The following is an 18,048-nucleotide window of genomic DNA, read 5'->3' as shown; positions in this document are numbered from 1 at the left end:
ACCCACCGGGAGGAACTATAAATGTCTAATAGTGCTTTCTCAGGCGTTCAAACACTTGGACGTACTTTGATGTTGCCAATCGCAGTGCTGCCTGTTGCAGCTATTCTGCTGCGTATTGGTCAGGGCGACTTGCTTGATTTGCCATTCGTGGCAGCAGCAGGCGCTGCCATTTTTGAAAACCTCGGCCTTTTGTTTGCTGTAGGTATTGCTGTTGGTTTTGCTCGTGAAAACCACGGCGCTGCTGGCCTTGCTGGCCTGGTTGGCTTCTTTGTGGCGCAAAAAGGTGCCGTTGTATTGGCAGGGCTTGAGCCGGACTTGGCTGCGAAAATGCCTGGCCGTATTGCGATCCCGGTTGGTATCGTTATGGGCCTGACAGCTGGTTGGCTTTACAACCGCTTTGCAGACATTAAATTACCAGACTTCTTGGCCTTCTTTGGCGGTCGCCGTTTTGTGCCAATTATTACTGGTTTTGCTGCGTTGATTGTGGCTGTGTTATTTGGTTACGGCTGGCCAATCTTTGATGCCGGTTTGACTGGCTTGACTGAAGGTATCACCCATATGGGTGAGTTTGGTCTGTTCCTCTACGGTACACTGAACCGTCTGTTGATCGTCACTGGTCTGCACCACATCGTGAATAACATTATCTGGTTCTTGATGGGCAGTTACACAGATGCAGCTGGTGTCGTTTCTACTGGTGATCTGAGCCGCTTCTTTGCTGGTGACCCAACTGCCGGTGCTTACATGGCTGGTTTCTTCCCAGTAATGATGTTCGGTCTTCCTGCCGCATGTTTGGCTATGTACCAAATGGCAAAACCAGAAAACCGCGCCGCAGTTGGTGGTGTGTTGTTCTCTATGGCTTTGACATCATTCTTGACCGGTATTACTGAGCCAATTGAATTTGCGTTCATGTTCCTTGCGCCAGCACTTTATGCGCTGCATGCTATTTTGACCGGTGTTGCGCTGGTTGTTATGGATATGCTGAACGTGAAGCTCGGCTTCGGCTTCTCTGCAGGTCTGTTTGACTATGTATTGAACTACAAACTGGCAACGAACCCAATTATGCTGCTGCCAGTAGGTGCTGTATTCTTCGTCATCTACTACTTCCTGTTCATCTTCTTTATCAAAGCATTTGATCTGAAGACAATGGGCCGTGAAACAGCTGCTGAATCCATTTCTACCGCTCCTACAGCAAGTGGTGTTGCCGCAGCAGCTCCTGCAGCAGCTGCAGGTAGCCGTGCAGAAGGTTATGTGAGCGCACTGGGTGGTTCTGCAAACATCTCTACTGTTGATGCTTGTGCAACACGTCTGCGTCTCACTGTTGTTGATGACAAAAACATCAATGAGCCTGCATTGAAAGCACTTGGTGCACATGGTGTTATCAAGCCAGCTGCTGGTGCCGTGCAAGTGATTGTTGGTCCAATAGCTGATCAGCTTGCAGGTGAAGTGAAGTCTGTTGTTGCTCGCGGATAACTGTTAGCGTTTTAAAACTATCCCCTCGCAGCGTTGGTTGCGGGGGGATTTTTATTTGTATTTACAGTATGCACACCCCAGCTATAGAGAGTAGATAAGCAGAAATTGGAAGCAACAGCTTGGAGTTTTTTATGGATGGAATGAAGTTGTTGATGCAGAGCCTAAGAGTGATACTGGGTTACTTGCTCGCACTGCTTACCGCAGGTCTTTATTTTAGCTACGGTGCTGTTTGGGTGAGCGGGGCTGGCAATGCAGAATATGCTTATGGCCTGACTTTTGTCGGTGGATTGTTGTCTGCAACTCTTGTCGGGGCGATTAGCTTTTTTCCAGCGCTACTCATGATTGTTTTTGCCGAAGTTTTTCGCTGGCAGAGCATTTTGGTACACTTGCTTTACGGCGGCGGTGTTGCGTTGATTGTATGGTCATTAGGGGGCGCGGAGTTTGCTCAGCAAGCAGCTTTTCCTCGCCCTGGGACAAGCGTGGCAATGTCGGCTGGTTTCATTGCGGGCTTTGTGTATTGGCTTTTTGCGGGACGCTTATCGGGCTGCTGGCACGGTCGAAAAGATGTTTCATAATCATTGCTTATTTTGGGGGAGAGGATTTAGGCTTGGCGTTGCCTAAATCCTCTTTTCTATTTACTTATCTTTGAGCGTTAGTAGGTGAACTCGTTAGACCAATCAAACTCACCTGAGGCTTCGTAGGATTTTGGCCAATGTGAGAGTTGTTCTGGAACCCTTGCCTCTTCAACGAGATCTGATGAAGGGTTGTAGGGCTTAATATCAATGATCTTTGTGCCATCAAAGCAATCGATATAAGGTACGGTGATACGCCCCTCAGCCATATCGACATCGATAATTTGCGCGATAGAGATGCATATGGGGTTTGGCCGTAGTGGGGACCTGCTAGCAAAAACTCCATAGTCCTCTGTTGATTTAGTATAGGGTTTTTTACAAATGAGGTATTTATTATCCGCCTCATTCGCAACCCATACAACATGTAAATGGCTATACTTATTTAATCCGAGTAAAGCTTCTTTATATTCATCATTAATTTTGATTGCAAATCCATTATTATTTGCAGTTAAACAACCTATTACTTTCATATTAATTGTATTTGTCATGTTAATCTCCAGTTTTTTCCTAGAGGATTAGGTTGCTCTTACTTTATAAACACTACAATGTGGCAGACGGTCTCACCCTAAAGAGCAAAAAAAGGTCTTTTTACTTGAAGATTGTGAGAAAAAAACCATCTAACAATTAGTGACTACCTTTAATGACAGGAACTTTATTTGAAATAATAGGTGATTATACCGTTACTGGAGGTTTTTTATGAACCGGATAACCTATTTGAATATTATTGAAAGTATGCGTGACCGGCTGCAAGCACAGCAGCAGGAAACATTTGACCGGCTCTTCATTGACCAAGAGCGAAGCCCGCTTCTAGCGTTGGGGTTGAGTTTCTTTTTGGGAATGTTTGGCGTTGACCGCTTTTACCTTGGCCAGATTGGCTCGGGGATTTTAAAGCTTATTACTTGTGGCGGATTAGGTTTTTGGTGGCTCATTGATTTGTTTTTGATTATGGGGGCCACACGGCGCAAAAATATAACTACTGCACAACAAACAGTGTTTCTTGTGTAGTGTGCTTATGGCTGCACCTACCAGAAGTGCAGCCCAAAACCTTATTGCGCCTTTGTATTCTTCAATAGTCTCATAGCGTTGGCTACTACAAGCAGGGTTGCTCCGACATCACCCAAAATTGCTGCCCACAAGCTGGAAAGGCCCATTGCGGTGAGCACCACCAGTGTTGCCTTAATAATGAAAGCAATTGTGATGTTTTGCTTAATGATTTGTATAGTGCGTTTTGAATGGTTTATGAGCCATGGAAGTTTACTTAAATCATCATTCATTAATGCGATATCAGCCGTTTCGATAGCTACGTCAGAACCAATTGCTCCCATGGCGACACTGACAGTCGCTTGAGCCATGGCTGGGGCATCGTTAATACCGTCGCCAACCATTGCGACATATTGATTGTCCTGAGCGAGCTTGGTAACAGCTTGCAATTTATCTTCCGGCAGTAAATTGGCTTTGACTTGATCAATGCCGACTTGCTGCGCAATTTGCCTCGCGGTGCTTTCATTATCACCTGTGAGCATGACGAGTTTGGAAATGCCAGCATTGTGGAGTTCTTTGATAAGCTCTTTGGTGCCAGGTCGCAGTTGATCTGCCAGTGCAATAAAGCCAAGAACCTGTGTTTCGTTACCAAGAATAACTGCTGTTTGGCCAATTGCTTCAATATTTTGTATCTGCGTTGTGAGCTGCGGGGTCATAAAACCCTGCTCCGTTGCAAAGCGTGGTGACCCTAGCCAGTATGGTGTATCGCCTAGTTCTGCCCTTAATCCCAAGCCTGCAAAGGTTTGCGTATTGCTGGCGGACTTGAAACTAATGTTTTTTTGCTGGGTCGCCTCAATAATAGCATTGGCCAAAGGGTGGGAGCTGTGACTTTCTAATGCTGCAGCGAGTGCTAAAAGTTCATTTTCACTTAAGCTTGAGAAGCTGGATATGTTCGTAACTGCTGGCTTGCCGCTCGTGATGGTGCCGGTTTTATCAAAGGCAAGGGCGTTGAGCTTAGCGGGCAATTCCAGAAAAACGCCTCCTTTGATCAGGACACCATTTCTGGCGGCGGTTGCAAGGCCGGCTACAATGCTTACAGGCGTTGATATGACAAGAGCGCAGGGGCAAGAGATAACCAGTAAAACCAAGGCACGGTAAAACCAATCGTTCCAGCTGGCCTGAAAGGCAAGAGGCGGGATAAGGAAAACGAGTAGAGCCAATATCATAACAGCGGGGGTGTAAATTCTGGCAAATTCTTCCACCCACTGCTCAGAGGCAGCGCGGCGACTTTGGGCCTCATTTACCAGCTGGGTAATTCTTGCCAGTAATGTGTTGCCTGCCGGTTTGGTGCAGCGAACCGAGATGGTACCATCGCAATTTAAAGTACCTGCAAAGACCTCGTCGCCAATATCTTTAGCAATAGGCAAACTTTCTCCGGTTATTGGCGCCTGATTGATTGTGGTTAGGCCCTCTTCAACGATGCCATCAAGCGGCACTTTATCACCTGCACGTACTATGAAGGTATCATCCGGTTCTATTTGCTCAACGGGTACTTCTTGCTCAGTGCCATTTGGTAGACGCTTGCGAGCCGTTGAGGGGGCAATATTGAGAAGGGCCTCAACAGCTTTGCGGGCCCGGCCTACACTCCAGCTCTCCAGATATAAGGAAAGCGAGAATAAAAACGCAACTGTCGCACCTTCAAACCATTCGCCGATATAGAGAGCACCAAACACGGCAATAGCCATGAGCAGGTTCATATCTGGCCGGAGTGTTTTTGCTGCATATAGCGCTTTAGGAGCTACAAAGCGCCCACCACTGATGATGGTGACCAGATAAAGGATATCGAGGCAAGCGGTCAGCGTTGTTGTTAAGCCATTAGAAAACCCGCCAGTGCCGAAATGAAGGCTAAGCCAAGTAATGATTGCCAAAAGCCAGCTCACACCACTGGCTGTTGTCCAATAAAGTAGTTGCTGGTGTTGTTTGCGCTGTGCTGCTTGGGCATCTTGCTTGTTGAATATGGTTGCTTTCATACCAGTAGCATTAACGGCGGTGATAATGGCTTCATTACTGATGTGGCGCGCTTCGGTTGATAGCAGCATCTTTGTGTTTAACAAGTCGAAGGCGAGGTAATTGGTTGAGCCTAACAATGGGCCGAGTACACGCTTTAGAATGGCCACTTCTTCGGCACAACATAAGCCCTCAACACGAAAACTGCGGTCTTGCTTAAAATCTTTGGCGAGGGATGGTTCTTCGCTGTTTGCGGAACCACAGCCACAGCCAGTTTTGGTTGGTGTGTGTGCGTGGTGGTTATGCTGGGAGGAGCAACAGTCATCTCTTTGTGATTGGTGCTGCGGCGTATCGTTAGAGCTATTCGGGTTTATATCTGGCTTTGCCAAATGCGCGCTACAGCCGCAGGATGTCTTTTTGCTTTCCGCTGTCATAATGCAGACCTTTTAAATGGACTGCATTGTTCTTAATCCCTCTAGTGGCTATAGCTTCAAGCCCAAAATATTATTTTTTGGGGGTGGGTTTTTCAGGAAGTGGTTTTACAAAGTACCATTGGCCACTTTTGCGTTTGAAAAGGCTTAGTTCGCGATGCGTTTCTAATCGGCCGTTTTGGAGATATTTTGCATTGAACAACACGGTGCCCTGTGTTGCTTCTGCTGTGCCTCCTGTGCATTCAATAACTTCTAGGGAAAGCCAGTTGGTGGATTGTGCCCAGACCAATAGCTCAGTGTGATCCAGCTTTTTTCGTTGGGCGGGCCATGTGGTCTCAATGATAAAATCGATGTTGTGTTGGGTATAAGCGCAATAACGAGCCCGCATAAGCTGTTCGGCTGTTTCGGCTTGTTTTTCACTGGCATGAAGCGGGGCGCAGCAATGGCTATACGGACGCTTTGTGCCACATGGGCAAGGTGAACTAGCTTCTAATGCCATTAGCGTTCTATTCATTTTAAGGATAATAGAGTGTTTTGGAGCGGGCGATGAGATTCGAACTCACGACCCTAACCTTGGCAAGGTTATGCTCTACCCCTGAGCTACGCCCGCATTACCAAAACATTTATTACATCAACCATTCTTAAGAGAATGGAGCGGGCGATGAGATTCGAACTCACGACCCTAACCTTGGCAAGGTTATGCTCTACCCCTGAGCTACGCCCGCTTGATGTTTTCGGCTTGGCTTGTGTGCCCCGCCGGTGAGGTGGGCGTTATATGGCAAAAGCTTGGGCTGATTGCAATATGAAAATTTCATTTTCTAAGAAAGAAATGTTCAAACTGTGGATTTATATCTTGATAACTCTTGTTGAAATGGCAGAATTCAGCCAAAAACACTTGTTTTGAGAAAATATGAAGAAAGCAGGATATTAACAGTGACATAGTTGGTGTAAAGCCAAAATATCAGAACTTCGAGTGCTTTAGAGGCATAGTTGATTGATCATAGCATCGCGGCTAAGACCTAATCATTGGTTCATATGGCAGAATGTAAATTATAGAATGAAAAATTAGTTCAAGAGGTGCGCGTGGCAGTTTCCAGAGAAGATTTGATGCGTTTTTTTGACGAGAATAATATAAAAACGCAAACACTTGATCACCATCCCATGCATACTGTGAGTGATGCAGGTGATGTTTATGCACGTGTGGCTGGTGGACATGCCAAAAATCTCTTTCTTAAAGACAAGAAAAGTAATTTATATTTATTGGTCGCGCTGCATGATGCTGTTATCGATTTAAAGCAAATTTGGCGACACATGGGAGCAAATGGCAGAGTATCCTTTGGACGTGCTGAGCAATTGCAAGAGGTGTTGGGTGTAATGCCAGGTTCGGTGACACCATTTGCGCTTATAAATGATCGTATTGATAGCAAAGTGAATGTTATTCTTGATAGTGAGTTAATGAAATATGACGTGCTGAATTTCCATCCTCTGGAGAACACAGCAACAACAAGCATATCAAGAGAAGATCTTCTAAAATTCATCGGCTTGTGTGGACATCAGCTTCAAGTGCTGGCGGTATCACAGCAAGCAATTGATAATCAAGTGGACTAGGCTATCTTGATTGATGGTATCGCTGAATTATATCTATCGGATTATCATAGTGTTTTGCCTTGAGAGCAAGGTAAGTTGTAATTAAAGTCCTGCGGCCCTGTGGTCACTTATGGATTTATAGGCATTAGGTACCGACTGGTGCCGTAAACAAGAGGTCATGAACGGATGAGCGGATCTGGATTCTCAGTAGGTGGACGCCTCGCTGGTGGTATGGGTGCAGGCTATTCAACAGCAACAGCAGCACCAACAACGTCCAATGCAAGTCAACCGGCGGCAAGCGAGTTAATCAAGGACACGACAACGCAAAGCTTCATGAGCGATGTTATTGAAGCTTCAAGCCAACAACCAGTTTTAGTAGATTTTTGGGCACCTTGGTGCCAACCTTGTAAGCAGCTGGGCCCTGTGATTGAAAAGGTTGTACAAGAGGCTCGCGGGGCCGTTAAACTGGTGAAAATGAATATTGAGGACTACCCTGAAATTGCTGGGCAAATGGGCGTTCAATCCATACCAGCCGTGGTGGTTTTCAAAAACGGGCAGCCCGTGGACGGCTTCATGGGGGCGCAACCGGAAAGCCAGATTAAGGCTTTGATTGAAAAGCATGGCATTGCTGTTGGACCTTCCGATACTGAGCAATACCTGGAAGCTGCCGAGCAAGCCCGTGAGGCCGGACAATACAGCCAAGCTGCACAGCTCTATGCGAATGTATTGGGACAAGAAGCTGGTCATGTTGTGGCTTTATCTGGCCTTGCCCAATGTTATATCGCAACAGGTAATTTGGACGGTGCGGCACAGCTGTTAGAAGCCGTGGAAGAAAAGGCGAAAAGCGAGCAAGCTTATGTGGCAGCAGTCGCTGCACTTGAGTTGGCCCAGCTGGCTGAAGATCTTGGTGATCTTGGTGCATTAATCGCTCGTATTGAAGCAAATCCTGCAGACCATCAAGCGCGGTTCGAGCTCGCAGTGGGTTTGAATGCCAAAGGCAAAAAACAAGAGGCTGTGGACCAGCTTATTGAAAGCTTGCGCGTGGATAGAGAATGGAACGAAGAAGCTTGTAAAAAGCAGTTGTTACAGTTCTTTGAGGCGTGGGGCTTTAAAGATTCTGCTTCTGTCTATGGGCGGCGTAAGCTATCTGCCCTATTATTTGCATAGGAATAACTGACCTGTAAGGCAGTATTGGAGAAATAAACTTGACCAATAACACTGTTGGGAATGCGCAATACCTGAACATTGATGACGTGCCAAAAGTTGTCCCCCTGTTTCCCTTGAAGCAGGCACTACTTTTACCGCGCTCGCACATGCCGTTGAATATCTTTGAACCTCGTTATGTGGCAATGATTGATACGGCACTGCGCACTGACAGGGTTATTGGTATTGTCCAGCCTGATTTTACTGTTCAAGAGGGGGAAGCAAATAAGCGGCCCCCGCTTTGTAAAGTGGGAGGTCTTGGGCGGATTACAGCTTTACAGGAAAGTGGTGACGGGCGTTACCTGATTACGTTGAGTGGCATTTGTCGGTTTGATATTAAAGGAGAGCTGGAAGAGCGGTCTTCTTTTCGTCGGGCTGCCATTGATGTGAGCCGTTTTAAAGACGATCTGACACCCGGTGTTGGCGAGGGCGAAGTTGATCGCAGTACGCTTATTGAAACACTGAAGAAGTATGTATTGTTGAATGAGCTGGAAGTAGACTGGAGCGGAGTTAAAGATGCTTCAGTTGAAACACTTGTTAATGCGCTATCCATAATGAGCCCTTATGGATCAAAAGAAAAGCAAGCGCTATTGGAAGCTGAAACTTTGAGTATTCGCGCTGAAACGCTTATTGCTCTTACCGAAGTTGAATTGGCGCAAGAGGCTGGTGGTACAACCTTACAGTAAGCTTGATTCACTTTGGCTTTTATAACCGAATATTAAATACCGGGATAAAACAATGGTTGATGAAACAAATGGTGAGCTGGACAGAAAGCTCTTAGAACTTCTTGTTTGCCCTGTGAGTAAAACAACGCTTGAATATGATACTGAAAAGAAAGAGCTAATCTCTAGAGCTGCGAAACTGGCTTACCCAATTCGCAGGGGAATTCCGATTATGCTGGAAGAAGAGGCGCGAAAACTGGAAGACTAAAGTGCTTCGAGTTGTTGCAGTACATCCCGGGCTGTGTGCGTATTGCACGTGATGGAGATTGTTTTTAGGCACGACGTTGCGCCTGAAGTTATTTCGATTGCCGATTTGCTGAGGCCCAATTTTTTAGCAAGCACAATGACGAGGGCTTTGTTGGCCGCATTCTTTTCCGGTAGAGCTCGTACTCTTGCTTGAATAAAAGCTTTTCCATCGGCTTGAAAGCCGATGGACTCGATCTGATCTTTCGATGCTTTTGGTGTCAGGCGGACCGTGAGTTTTAAGCCTGAGGACGTTACCTGCCATGGCCGCTCAATTGATGTCATGGATGCGTTAATTCACAAATCTTACCAAACAATTTGATAGAGGTATCTGCTAATCACGCTTTGAATAAATATAACACCAAGAAGCAAGATAAGTGGAGATAGATCAAGGCCACCTATGCTCGGCACCACGCGGCGAATAGGCTTTAAAAATGGCTCTGTTAGTGCGTAAAGCGCTTGACCAATGCTAGCAACAAACTGGTTGCGTGAATTGATTACATTGAATGCGTAGAGCCAAGAAAAGATGACATTTGCAATAACAACCCAATAATATAGGTTTAGAATTATCATGATTATATCGAGTACTGAGCGCATTTTTAATCTTATCTCCTAGAATGAGGCAATGTGCCATTTAAAGTGGTGCAGATCTGGTGAGTGCCGCACGCTAGGCTATTTTCATGTAACCGTGGCAGCTGTCATCTTCAAGTGTTTTACCCTAACATTTGTTGGTTTATGATTTGGTTTTAAACTACGTAACTTGCTTGAAGTGACTTTCGGGGCGAAAACTTGCGGGAACCATTATTTGCCGCTGCGTTTGCATGGTTATTTCTTCAAGTAATGCAGCAGCGATGCGATGCGCTATGCCATAGGATATTTTAAACCCACCAGTTGCAACATAAATATCTTCATGGCCCGGTATGGTGCCTACAATCGGGTCGCGCATTTTACATTTTGGTCGTATTCCTGCCCAAGTATCAATTACTCGTGCGCCTTTTAACTGCGGGCAAAACACTAATGCTTTGGCTAAGATGGCATTTAAATCTGCATCGTGAGGGTCTTTGTCTTGCCAATCATTTTCTGAGGTAGAACCGAGAGCAACCCGACCGTTCTCGTGCGCAATGACATAGATACCGTCATCATAAATAACTGGTAGATTTGCAGGAAGGTCAAGCTCAAGGAGTAAAGATTGCCCTTTCACGCCAGTGCCAATTGTTTGCTCTGTAATATTGCTGATGAGGTCAAACCCCTCATAGCCCGCGGAGATAACTACTTTTTTTGCGGAAATACTTTCACCATTTTGTAGGATGACGCGGCCATTTTTCTCATCAAAGCTATTGAATTCTGTACCTTCTAGAATGGTTATTTTGTCTAAAAGGTAGGTTTTTAGGGCTGTACAGTAAGCCCTAGGGTTTGCGCGGGCGGCAAAGTTATCAAACACAAAGCCGAGTGGGGCAGATTCCGGGGTTAGCCAATTGCCGAAAGGAGATTCTTTCAAGACCTTAAACGAAAAGCCTGTCGTTTCGGTATGCCAGCGGTCTTTGCTTTCCTTCTCGCGTTCAAGTGCGTATTCATATTTATCTTGGGTATACAATGGCATCAGCCGACCTGTGCGAGCATAACCCAAACTAAGGCCAGTCGCCTCCTTCAACTGCTCGGCTAAAGCAGAAAGCTCGTTTAAGGCATCGAACTGGAATTGCTTTTTATCATTCCATCTGGTGGGGACATGCGGCATCAATGCACCAACCAACCCATTGCTGGCACCCGATGCCACGCGATTTTTTTCAATGAGAATGGTTTTTAGCCCGTACTGGACACATTCGCGCGCAATGGAGAGGCCAAATATACCGCCGCCAACAATAGCAATGTCGTAGGATTTCATTTCTTTTCAACCCTGAACTTATTATAAGTCCCAATTGGAGCTTATGTTTCTTGTTTAAGGGCTACGTTATGGCAGATGCGCCAAAATTGGAATGGGAAGAGGGAAATGTTCCCTTTTCATCGCAGTTTAATGATACTTATTTTTCTCGGGCAGGTGGTAGAGATGAAACCAGCTATGTGTTTTTAGCGGGAAATAAGCTTACAGAGCGGTTTTTAGGTACTGAAGCTTTTGTGATCGGTGAGCTTGGCTTTGGCACAGGTCTGAATTTTTTTGTTACATTGGACGCTTGGCTCAAAACGCCTCATGAGCATCGCTGCCCATTAACATTTATAAGCTATGAGCTGTATCCATTATCAGCGCAGGATATGCAGCAAGCACTTAAATCATGGCCCGAGTTTCAGCCCTATCTTGACGATTTGTTGACTTGTTGGCCGCCAAAGGATGGTTGGAATAGCTACGATGTACAGGGCGTTACGTTGAAGCTGGCTGTGGGTGATGCAAATGATTTGCTGCCCACATGCGCTGAAAGCGTTGATGCATGGTATCTGGATGGCTTTAACCCATCGCAGAACAAGGCCCTTTGGGAGCATGCGTTAATGGAGGCGGTTTTTTGCAAAACAAAACAAGGCGGTAGCTTTGCCACATATACAGCTGCAGGCTGGGTACGGCGCAACTTGCAAGATGTGGGCTTTACAGTGCGCCGCCTTAAGGGCTTTGGTCGAAAACGAGAAATGTTGGTTGGTACACGTGATTAGTAAGCAATTACTGCTAACATTCAGGGTGGTTGACTGCTAACCCACCTTGGCTGGTTTCTTTATATTTCTCGCTCATTTCCTCGCCAGTTTGCCGCATAGCTTCTATGCAATTATCTAGCGGCATAAAATGAAAGCCATTGCCACGAAGAGCTAAAGAGGCTGCAGAAACGGCTTTAATAGCCCCAAGGCCGTTGCGCTCGATACAAGGCACCTGGACCAACCCTTTTACAGGATCGCATGTCATACCCAGGTGATGCTCTAGTGCGATTTCGGCAGCGTTTTCAATTTGCTCGTTGGTGCCGCCCAATGCAGCGCAAAGACCTGCAGCGGCCATAGCAGCAGCTGAACCGACTTCTCCTTGACATCCGACTTCAGCACCAGAGATGGAAGCATTTGTTTTTATCAGGCCACCTATGGCGGCGGCTGTAAGTAAAAAGGTTTTTATACCCTCATCCGTACTGCCCGGACAATGGTCTCGGTAATACTTGATTGTTGCAGGAATAACCCCTGCGGCACCGTTCGTTGGAGCGGTGACAACTTGCCCGCCTGCAGCATTTTCTTCATTTACTGCCATAGCATAGACAGAAAGCCAGTCGTTGCTTACGTGTGGCATGGCCATGTTGGTGCCGCGTTCATCATCTAGCTGCTGTTTGATTTGAGCTGCGCGGCGCTGGACACGAAGCCCTCCTGGTAAAGTACCAGTACTGTTTAAACCGCGCTTGATGGAAGCATGCATAACTTGCCAAACCTGCCATAACCTCTCTTCGAATTCTACAGGGTCTTGTGTGACTAGTTCATTTGCCAGCTTCATTTGTGCAATTGTTTTACCGGAAGTTTGTCCCATTTCTAGCATTTGGGCAGCGTCGGCAAATGGATATGGTTTTGGCTTTTCTTTTTTTTGCGTGGCGACAAGTGGTGAAGTACCTTTTTGCTGCGCATCTAACTGCTCTTGGGTTAATATGAAGCCGCCGCCTACAGAATAATAAATTTGCTGCAAGTGCAGATTACCATCACCATCAAATGCCTCTATCTTTAACGCATTTGCATGGCCGGGCATTTTGGTTTCGTAGTCGAAAATTATATGGTGAACTGGGTCAAAAGTGAGTTCTGGCAGATTTGGCAGCTTAATCCTCTTGTTTTCCATTAAGCTGGCAAGAAGTGTTGGCGTTTTATCCGGATCGATATTTTGAGGGGTTTTGCCAAGAAGCCCAAGCATTATGGCCTTGTCCGTTGCGTGTCCTTTTCCAGTCCAAGCAAGAGAGCCAAAAAGCGTCACAACGATGGACTCAGGGGCCTTAGAACCAGGCCATTTATGGGAGCCTTCTTCGAGCTCTTCGATGAAGCTATAAGCGGCATTCATTGGACCCATTGTGTGTGACGATGAAGGGCCAATACCTATTTTGAAGATATCGAAAACGCTTAAAAACATGCAGCTTCAGTCCTTGTTAGTACTACAAAAATACATATTGGCAGTTTTACCTAGGCATTCTCAAGCTATTTCTCTTTCTTCGACAATAGGATAGGTATTGAGCATGCTACAACACCTAATAGGTGTACATGTAATTTGATGAAGAATGTGTAGTTTTTGTTCAAGGGATAAGGGTAATGATAAATATAAAAAGCATCTACCCAATAACTCTCATAGTCCTCTGGGTTTCTCCCGCTTCGTTTTCATATGCAGATGACTTTTCAATTATGCAGCCATTAACGAAAGAGCAAAAACAATTTCAATATGTTATAGATTTAGGTCTTGGGGCATTGGGTAAAAAGAAATACCCAGGAGCAAACCAAACAGCTATACAGCCATTCCTATTAGGAACATTTGGCCGCTATTATATACCCTACCTTGGACAAGTTCGAGAAGATCGCAGTGATGGTTTGTATTTCTTTCCTGTATTTGGTTCTGAGGGCGCACGTAAGGCTGACGACATTCCACGACTGGAAGGATTGCGAAGTATCGACTGGGCTGGTGAGCTCGGACTTGGTGTAGGCTATAATTGGTTAGGCTGGAATGTTTTTGGTCAATTTAAAAAGGGTGCCGTTGGCCATTATGGCACTGTATTTCGAATTGGCGGGGATTATACCTATTGGCTCAATGAGCACTTAGCTTTGCGTGTCGGACCTCGAGCCGATTTTTATAATAATGAATATATTGATACATACTTTTCTGTCAGCGATGAAGAGGCTAGTCGAGGTTCGCTAACTAGTTTTAATGCAGATGCCGGGTTAGGGAGTTATGGTCTTTCCGCATCTGCAAGCTACGCATTATCAGAGCATTACACATTACAGTTGCAAGCTGAGTGGAAGCGGTTTGCTAATGACGCTGCTAAAAGTCCTGTTGTTGTCTCACGAGACACTGTTTACGTATCGACAGGTGTTAGCTATAGATTTTCCTTTGATTTTTTTAATTGACTTGACAGTCATTATTTACTTACTACATTGTTCTTATGTTATATGTGAGTCTTTTACTTGTGAATGCCGAATATAAACTAATAAAGCAGTGTCTTCCAAAATAAATATCTTTTGAAGGCCATGGCAAATGTAACATAAGTGTCATATTAGCTCATTAAAGGATAAAAACATGAGTTATTATTTCAAAAAAGAACTGGCGCTTATTGCTCTAGGTGCTTTTTTTATTCTTCCCCCTTCTGCAAGCGCAAATGATGATTTCCTAACGCGTGAGATGTCCGATCAGCAAAAAGAAAAGCAATATGTAATTGACGTAGGTGTCGCTGTTTTTGCCAATCCTAAGTACGATGGGGCGAGTGACTATGACTTCACCGTCGATCCTTTATTGGGGATTAGTCGCATGTATCTGCCCATTTTCGGGCAAATAGATGATGACGGGGATGAGCTGAATACTTTTTTTCTGTATCCTTCATTCAACTTCATAGACGGTCGTAAGCCAAGTGATGATGACTCGCTGGCAAATACCAGGAAGGTGAATTGGGCCGGTGAGATCGGTTTAGGGACTGGATTCCGCAGTGGTTGGTTTAGAGCATTTACAGAATTTAGGAAAGGCTTTAACGGCCATACAGGTTGGGTCGGGCGAGCCGGTATTGATATTGTTGGTGATGTTCGTGAGGACTTAACGCTGAGTATTGGGCCTCGTGTGGATTATGCGGACTCGGAGTACATGAGTACTTATTTTAATACGCTAGGTACTGATACTAGTGCAGGTTTTGATGCTGACGCAGGCTTTAAGAGTGTCGGTTTGGTGGGGCGCGCAAGTTACCACATGACAAATGACATGTCTTGGCACCTTCAAGTTGGCTACGACCGTCTTTTAGGAGATGCTAAAGATAGCCCTGTTAGCGAGAATGACGACATGTTTAAAGTTGGCGTTGGCGCGACCTATCGTTTTGACTTCAATGTCTTCGATCAGTAAGCATGTGATTGTCTTATGGGGGCTGGTCAGAGCTGGTTCCCATATATTTAGTTTTGTTTTTTATGGTTTGTTTTGTAATAGTTGAACGTTCTTAATTACTTTCGATTATTCTTAATAATATACCAGCCTAGCCAATACCTCTAGTGAAAAGCTATGATTCTCTTTCAAATAGGGAGTCTGGTCTGTGTGTTGGTGGCTCAAGAGTATCGTCGCTAGTGTAATGCTATGCCCTTTATTGGTATCGAACGCAGAAGCCAATCGGTTGGTTGCACGGGTGGATATCTCAGATCAGACCATGCATGTTTTTGTAAATGGTGAAACCAAGTACTTTTGGTTGGTATCAACAGCACGGCGCGGATATCGTACTCCTATTGGAAATTTTAAACCTTTTCGCATGCATCGGGAATACTATTCAAAAAAATACCATGGCTCGCCCATGCCTTATTCGGTTTTCTTTCATGGCGGTTATGCCATTCATGGTACAGATGCGATTAAGGCACTAGGTCGCCCTGCCTCGCATGGATGTATTCGCCTTGATCCAAGAGATGCAGAGAAGCTATATTGGCTTATTAAAACTGTTGGGCACCAAAATACTCATATTGAAATTACCCGTTAATACGGCTCATTTCTTGTTTCAGTATCACCCATGTACAATGATATCTGCCTGTAGAGTGTTTTAGTTACTCGAATTCAGACTTTAAATCGAGTGAGCTATGATTGCCTATGCTTTTAGAGTGACCTTGATACCAACTCTCAGCGGTATCACGACCTATTTTGAATAGTTTTTCAATAAATTCCCATTGTGGGTTGAGTTTGGAAGAAGCGCCAAAACTACTTAATTCTGTTGACGCTTCAATGCGGTGCATGTAGACCTGCGTATATTCATCATGCGAGAGCTTGCCTTCGTCGAGCAGGCGTGTGACGAAATGAATGGCACGTAGTTCACGCAGAAGTGTTGAGTTGAAAGTTATTTCATTCAATCTCTCGCCAATTTCAAAAGCCGTTTTGGGTATATCGTCATGTTTGACGGGATTTATTTGAATAAGAAGAATGTCTTTCTTACCACCATTTGAGTATAAAGGGAAAAGCGGCGGGTTCCCCATGTATCCACCATCCCAATATGCTTCGCCTCCAATTTCAACTGCTTTGAATACTTGTGGCAAGCAACAGGAAGCCATTAAGGTCTCAAGAGAAATTTCCTGGTTTTTGAAGACTTTTATCTTTCCACTGCGAATATTGGTTGCAGCTATATGAATATCGATAGTACTAAAATTTTTAACTCTATCGAAATCAATAATTTTAGCGAGAAGATCGCGCAGCGGATTTATATCTAGCGGGTTAAGTTGATAGGGAGACCAGATACGTGTGAGCAGGTCATAAGATGAATACACTGGAGAATTTTCCAAGCTCCAGTTGCCAGTTAACATATCATAAAATGTACGTTGGAAGGGGCTACTTTTTCCTAATTCGCTAATCGCGTGCCATAGATTACTTAGGCTTTCGCGGGCACCTTGAGAACCGTTTTTTGCAAAACCGTCGATTAACGCAACTGCATTCATGGCACCTGCGCTGGTGCCGGAGATGGCCTCTATTTGAAGTTCATCATGTTCTAATAACCAGTCCAAAGCTCCCCAAGTGAATGCGCCATGGGCACCGCCCCCTTGCAATGCAAGGCTGATTTTTTTAGGAAAATTTTGCTGCAAGCGGGGCTCCTAAACAAGAGGATTGTTACTGGGCTGTCCAACCACCATCCATTGGCATCACAGAACCGGTAATGGATGCTGCTGCATCAGAGCATAAAAACATTGCAAGTTGTGCAACCTGGTCCACTGTCACGAATTCCTTCGTTGGTTGAGCAGCTAACAGAACATCTTTTTTGACTTGCTCTTCAGTCAGACCTCGCGCCTTCATAGTATCTGGAATTTGTTTCTCAACGAGTGGTGTCCAAACATAGCCCGGGCAAATTGCATTGACAGTGATGTTATCTTGCGCAAGCTCAAGCGCAACTGTTTTGGTTAGACCCGCAATACCATGTTTTGCTGCAACATAAGCAGACTTGAATGGTGAGGCCACCAGTGCATGCGCAGAAGCTGTATTGATAATCCGGCCCCAGCCTTGTTCTTTCATCGATGGTACTGCATGACGAATAGTGTGAAAGCTGGAGCTTAAGTTAATTGCAATAATGCTATCCCATTTCTCTACGGGAAAATTTTCGATTGCTTCAACGTGCTGTATACCAGCGTTATTTATAAGAATGTCTATAGCACCGAACTCATCAATTGCCTGGGCCATCATCTTAGAAATTTCATTTGGCTTGGTCATATCGGCAGGTGAGTAAAGGCATGTAATGCCATACTGATCTGCAAGGGATTTGCGATTTTTTTCAATCTCTTCGAGGCTGCCGAACCCGTTAAGCATTAGATTAACACCATTTTGAGCCAGGTGTTGTGCATAGGCAAGGCCAATACCAGAAGTCGAGCCAGTGATAACCGCTGATTTACCTTTTAAGTTATGCATCTTATTACCTTCAAATATTTTGTGTTAATGAGCTGTAACCCAAGTGCTCGCCAGACTAATAATATGCTGCATAGCACAAAATGAAAAAGGCTTGAATTCCTAATAATCTTCTGGGTGCTATACCAATGTATTAGAATGAAGGGGATGTAGAGCCAATTTGGCTGGGCTCTGTAAAATCTAGAGCTGAATTGTTGAAGGGTATCATTGTTGGAAACTCTCGCTCAAAAGCA

General features: G+C 45.1%; 20 protein-coding genes and 2 tRNA genes. 11 read left to right on the top strand and 11 right to left on the bottom strand.

Going from position 1 to position 18,048, the window contains the following annotated elements; genetic code table 11:
- Window positions 1-21 precede the first annotated feature (21 nt).
- Both nagE and AYK67_RS06820 read left to right on the top strand, forming a co-directional pair.
- Window positions 22-1,470 carry an N-acetylglucosamine-specific PTS transporter subunit IIBC gene (gene nagE / locus AYK67_RS06825; RefSeq protein ID WP_082735684.1) on the top strand — a complete coding sequence of 483 codons (1,449 nt, stop codon included), beginning with the start codon at window positions 22-24 and terminating at the stop codon, window positions 1,468-1,470.
- Between the two features lie 131 nt (window positions 1,471-1,601).
- On the top strand, window positions 1,602-2,045 hold the full coding sequence (locus AYK67_RS06820; RefSeq protein ID WP_068084129.1) for a hypothetical protein: 444 nt from the start codon (window positions 1,602-1,604) through the stop codon (window positions 2,043-2,045).
- Window positions 2,046-2,122: 77 nt separating this feature from the next.
- On the opposite strand, the gene AYK67_RS06815 is transcribed toward AYK67_RS06820, so the two are convergent.
- On the bottom strand, window positions 2,123-2,590 hold the full coding sequence (locus tag AYK67_RS06815; RefSeq protein WP_068084126.1) for an SAM-dependent methyltransferase: 468 nt from the start codon (window positions 2,588-2,590) through the stop codon (window positions 2,123-2,125).
- A 208-nt stretch (window positions 2,591-2,798) separates the two neighbouring features.
- Here AYK67_RS06815 and AYK67_RS06810 point away from each other — a divergent pair, with 208 nt between their 5' ends.
- The gene (locus AYK67_RS06810; RefSeq protein WP_068084122.1) at window positions 2,799-3,107 is read left to right on the top strand and encodes a TM2 domain-containing protein; all 309 of its coding nucleotides are present in this window, start codon (window positions 2,799-2,801) and stop codon (window positions 3,105-3,107) included.
- Window positions 3,108-3,148: 41 nt separating this feature from the next.
- Here the strand turns inward: AYK67_RS06810 and AYK67_RS06805 are convergent, their stop codons facing one another.
- The 4 genes from AYK67_RS06805 to AYK67_RS06790 form a co-directional block, all read right to left on the bottom strand.
- Window positions 3,149-5,524: a heavy metal translocating P-type ATPase gene (locus tag AYK67_RS06805; RefSeq protein ID WP_082735683.1), complete on the bottom strand. Its 2,376-nt coding sequence runs from the start codon at window positions 5,522-5,524 to the stop codon at window positions 3,149-3,151.
- 70 nt (window positions 5,525-5,594) lie between these two features.
- The gene (locus tag AYK67_RS06800; RefSeq protein WP_068084119.1) at window positions 5,595-6,020 is read right to left on the bottom strand and encodes a YchJ family protein; all 426 of its coding nucleotides are present in this window, start codon (window positions 6,018-6,020) and stop codon (window positions 5,595-5,597) included.
- Window positions 6,021-6,056: 36 nt separating this feature from the next.
- Window positions 6,057-6,131 (bottom strand) — tRNA-Gly (locus AYK67_RS06795).
- A gap of 40 nt (window positions 6,132-6,171) precedes the next feature.
- Window positions 6,172-6,246 (bottom strand) — tRNA-Gly (locus AYK67_RS06790).
- 358 nt (window positions 6,247-6,604) lie between these two features.
- On the opposite strand from AYK67_RS06790, the gene AYK67_RS06785 reads away from it, so the two are divergent.
- The 4 genes from AYK67_RS06785 to AYK67_RS06770 all read left to right on the top strand — a co-directional run bounded on the left by AYK67_RS06785 (window position 6,605) and on the right by AYK67_RS06770 (window position 9,241).
- Window positions 6,605-7,129, top strand: coding sequence for a prolyl-tRNA synthetase associated domain-containing protein (locus AYK67_RS06785; RefSeq protein ID WP_068084115.1), 525 nt, complete (start codon window positions 6,605-6,607; stop codon window positions 7,127-7,129).
- 165 nt (window positions 7,130-7,294) lie between these two features.
- Complete coding sequence (gene trxA, locus AYK67_RS06780; protein WP_082735681.1) at window positions 7,295-8,275, top strand: thioredoxin; 981 nt, start codon at window positions 7,295-7,297, stop codon at window positions 8,273-8,275.
- Between the two features lie 38 nt (window positions 8,276-8,313).
- Window positions 8,314-8,997: an LON peptidase substrate-binding domain-containing protein gene (locus tag AYK67_RS06775; protein ID WP_068084112.1), complete on the top strand. Its 684-nt coding sequence runs from the start codon at window positions 8,314-8,316 to the stop codon at window positions 8,995-8,997.
- Window positions 8,998-9,049: 52 nt separating this feature from the next.
- Window positions 9,050-9,241: a Trm112 family protein gene (locus AYK67_RS06770; protein ID WP_068084110.1), complete on the top strand. Its 192-nt coding sequence runs from the start codon at window positions 9,050-9,052 to the stop codon at window positions 9,239-9,241.
- On the opposite strand, the gene AYK67_RS06765 is transcribed toward AYK67_RS06770, so the two are convergent.
- The 3 genes from AYK67_RS06765 to AYK67_RS06755 all read right to left on the bottom strand — a co-directional run bounded on the left by AYK67_RS06765 (window position 9,238) and on the right by AYK67_RS06755 (window position 11,158).
- Window positions 9,238-9,561 (bottom strand): DUF167 family protein, encoded by a 324-nt coding sequence (locus tag AYK67_RS06765; protein ID WP_068084108.1) that lies wholly within the window; start codon window positions 9,559-9,561, stop codon window positions 9,238-9,240. The genes AYK67_RS06770 and AYK67_RS06765 overlap by 4 nt on opposite strands.
- A 21-nt stretch (window positions 9,562-9,582) precedes the next feature.
- Window positions 9,583-9,873 carry a YggT family protein gene (locus AYK67_RS06760; protein ID WP_068084101.1) on the bottom strand — a complete coding sequence of 97 codons (291 nt, stop codon included), beginning with the start codon at window positions 9,871-9,873 and terminating at the stop codon, window positions 9,583-9,585.
- A gap of 154 nt (window positions 9,874-10,027) precedes the next feature.
- Window positions 10,028-11,158 carry an NAD(P)/FAD-dependent oxidoreductase gene (locus AYK67_RS06755; protein ID WP_068084093.1) on the bottom strand — a complete coding sequence of 377 codons (1,131 nt, stop codon included), beginning with the start codon at window positions 11,156-11,158 and terminating at the stop codon, window positions 10,028-10,030.
- 68 nt (window positions 11,159-11,226) lie between these two features.
- On the opposite strand from AYK67_RS06755, the gene mnmC2 reads away from it, so the two are divergent.
- Window positions 11,227-11,913 (top strand): tRNA (5-methylaminomethyl-2-thiouridine)(34)-methyltransferase MnmC2, encoded by a 687-nt coding sequence (gene mnmC2, locus AYK67_RS06750; RefSeq protein ID WP_068084090.1) that lies wholly within the window; start codon window positions 11,227-11,229, stop codon window positions 11,911-11,913.
- A gap of 13 nt (window positions 11,914-11,926) precedes the next feature.
- Here the strand turns inward: mnmC2 and AYK67_RS06745 are convergent, their stop codons facing one another.
- On the bottom strand, window positions 11,927-13,342 hold the full coding sequence (locus tag AYK67_RS06745) for an L-serine ammonia-lyase (RefSeq protein WP_068084088.1): 1,416 nt from the start codon (window positions 13,340-13,342) through the stop codon (window positions 11,927-11,929).
- Between the two features lie 176 nt (window positions 13,343-13,518).
- On the opposite strand from AYK67_RS06745, the gene AYK67_RS06740 reads away from it, so the two are divergent.
- From AYK67_RS06740 to AYK67_RS06730, 3 genes are all read left to right on the top strand, one after another.
- Complete coding sequence (locus AYK67_RS06740) at window positions 13,519-14,325, top strand: MipA/OmpV family protein (protein WP_068084085.1); 807 nt, start codon at window positions 13,519-13,521, stop codon at window positions 14,323-14,325.
- A gap of 169 nt (window positions 14,326-14,494) precedes the next feature.
- A complete protein-coding gene (locus tag AYK67_RS06735; protein ID WP_068084084.1) occupies window positions 14,495-15,301 on the top strand; it encodes a MipA/OmpV family protein in 807 nt (268 codons plus the stop codon).
- A 274-nt stretch (window positions 15,302-15,575) separates the two neighbouring features.
- Window positions 15,576-15,917 carry a L,D-transpeptidase gene (locus tag AYK67_RS06730; protein ID WP_244266888.1) on the top strand — a complete coding sequence of 114 codons (342 nt, stop codon included), beginning with the start codon at window positions 15,576-15,578 and terminating at the stop codon, window positions 15,915-15,917.
- Between the two features lie 64 nt (window positions 15,918-15,981).
- On the opposite strand, the gene AYK67_RS06725 is transcribed toward AYK67_RS06730, so the two are convergent.
- Both AYK67_RS06725 and AYK67_RS06720 read right to left on the bottom strand, forming a co-directional pair.
- Window positions 15,982-17,004, bottom strand: coding sequence for a patatin-like phospholipase family protein (locus AYK67_RS06725; protein ID WP_068084078.1), 1,023 nt, complete (start codon window positions 17,002-17,004; stop codon window positions 15,982-15,984).
- 25 nt (window positions 17,005-17,029) lie between these two features.
- Window positions 17,030-17,818, bottom strand: coding sequence for a 3-hydroxybutyrate dehydrogenase (locus AYK67_RS06720; protein ID WP_068084075.1), 789 nt, complete (start codon window positions 17,816-17,818; stop codon window positions 17,030-17,032).
- Window positions 17,819-18,048: the final 230 nt, after the last annotated feature.

Origin of the sequence: Polycladidibacter stylochi, assembly GCF_001562055.1 — a bacterium.
GTDB classification, from domain to species: domain Bacteria; phylum Pseudomonadota; class Alphaproteobacteria; order Rhizobiales; family Stappiaceae; genus Pseudovibrio; species Pseudovibrio stylochi.
This window is presented reverse-complemented; position numbering and strand designations above follow the sequence as displayed.

Excerpts from the sequence above, each read along its gene's own strand:
- nagE (WP_082735684.1), top strand. The coding sequence starts at position 22 with ATGTCTAATAGTGCTTTCTCAGGCGTTCAAACACTTGGACGTACTTTG.
- AYK67_RS06820 (WP_068084129.1), top strand. The coding sequence starts at position 1,602 with ATGGATGGAATGAAGTTGTTGATGCAGAGCCTAAGAGTGATACTGGGT.
- AYK67_RS06815 (WP_068084126.1), bottom strand. The coding sequence starts at position 2,590 with ATGACAAATACAATTAATATGAAAGTAATAGGTTGTTTAACTGCAAAT.
- AYK67_RS06810 (WP_068084122.1), top strand. The coding sequence starts at position 2,799 with ATGAACCGGATAACCTATTTGAATATTATTGAAAGTATGCGTGACCGG.
- AYK67_RS06805 (WP_082735683.1), bottom strand. The coding sequence starts at position 5,524 with ATGACAGCGGAAAGCAAAAAGACATCCTGCGGCTGTAGCGCGCATTTG.
- AYK67_RS06800 (WP_068084119.1), bottom strand. The coding sequence starts at position 6,020 with ATGGCATTAGAAGCTAGTTCACCTTGCCCATGTGGCACAAAGCGTCCG.
- trxA (WP_082735681.1), top strand. The coding sequence starts at position 7,295 with ATGAGCGGATCTGGATTCTCAGTAGGTGGACGCCTCGCTGGTGGTATG.
- AYK67_RS06770 (WP_068084110.1), top strand. The coding sequence starts at position 9,050 with ATGGTTGATGAAACAAATGGTGAGCTGGACAGAAAGCTCTTAGAACTT.
- AYK67_RS06765 (WP_068084108.1), bottom strand. The coding sequence starts at position 9,561 with ATGACATCAATTGAGCGGCCATGGCAGGTAACGTCCTCAGGCTTAAAA.
- AYK67_RS06760 (WP_068084101.1), bottom strand. The coding sequence starts at position 9,873 with ATGCGCTCAGTACTCGATATAATCATGATAATTCTAAACCTATATTAT.
- AYK67_RS06755 (WP_068084093.1), bottom strand. The coding sequence starts at position 11,158 with ATGAAATCCTACGACATTGCTATTGTTGGCGGCGGTATATTTGGCCTC.
- mnmC2 (WP_068084090.1), top strand. The coding sequence starts at position 11,227 with ATGGCAGATGCGCCAAAATTGGAATGGGAAGAGGGAAATGTTCCCTTT.
- AYK67_RS06745 (WP_068084088.1), bottom strand. The coding sequence starts at position 13,342 with ATGTTTTTAAGCGTTTTCGATATCTTCAAAATAGGTATTGGCCCTTCA.
- AYK67_RS06740 (WP_068084085.1), top strand. The coding sequence starts at position 13,519 with ATGATAAATATAAAAAGCATCTACCCAATAACTCTCATAGTCCTCTGG.
- AYK67_RS06735 (WP_068084084.1), top strand. The coding sequence starts at position 14,495 with ATGAGTTATTATTTCAAAAAAGAACTGGCGCTTATTGCTCTAGGTGCT.
- AYK67_RS06720 (WP_068084075.1), bottom strand. The coding sequence starts at position 17,818 with ATGCATAACTTAAAAGGTAAATCAGCGGTTATCACTGGCTCGACTTCT.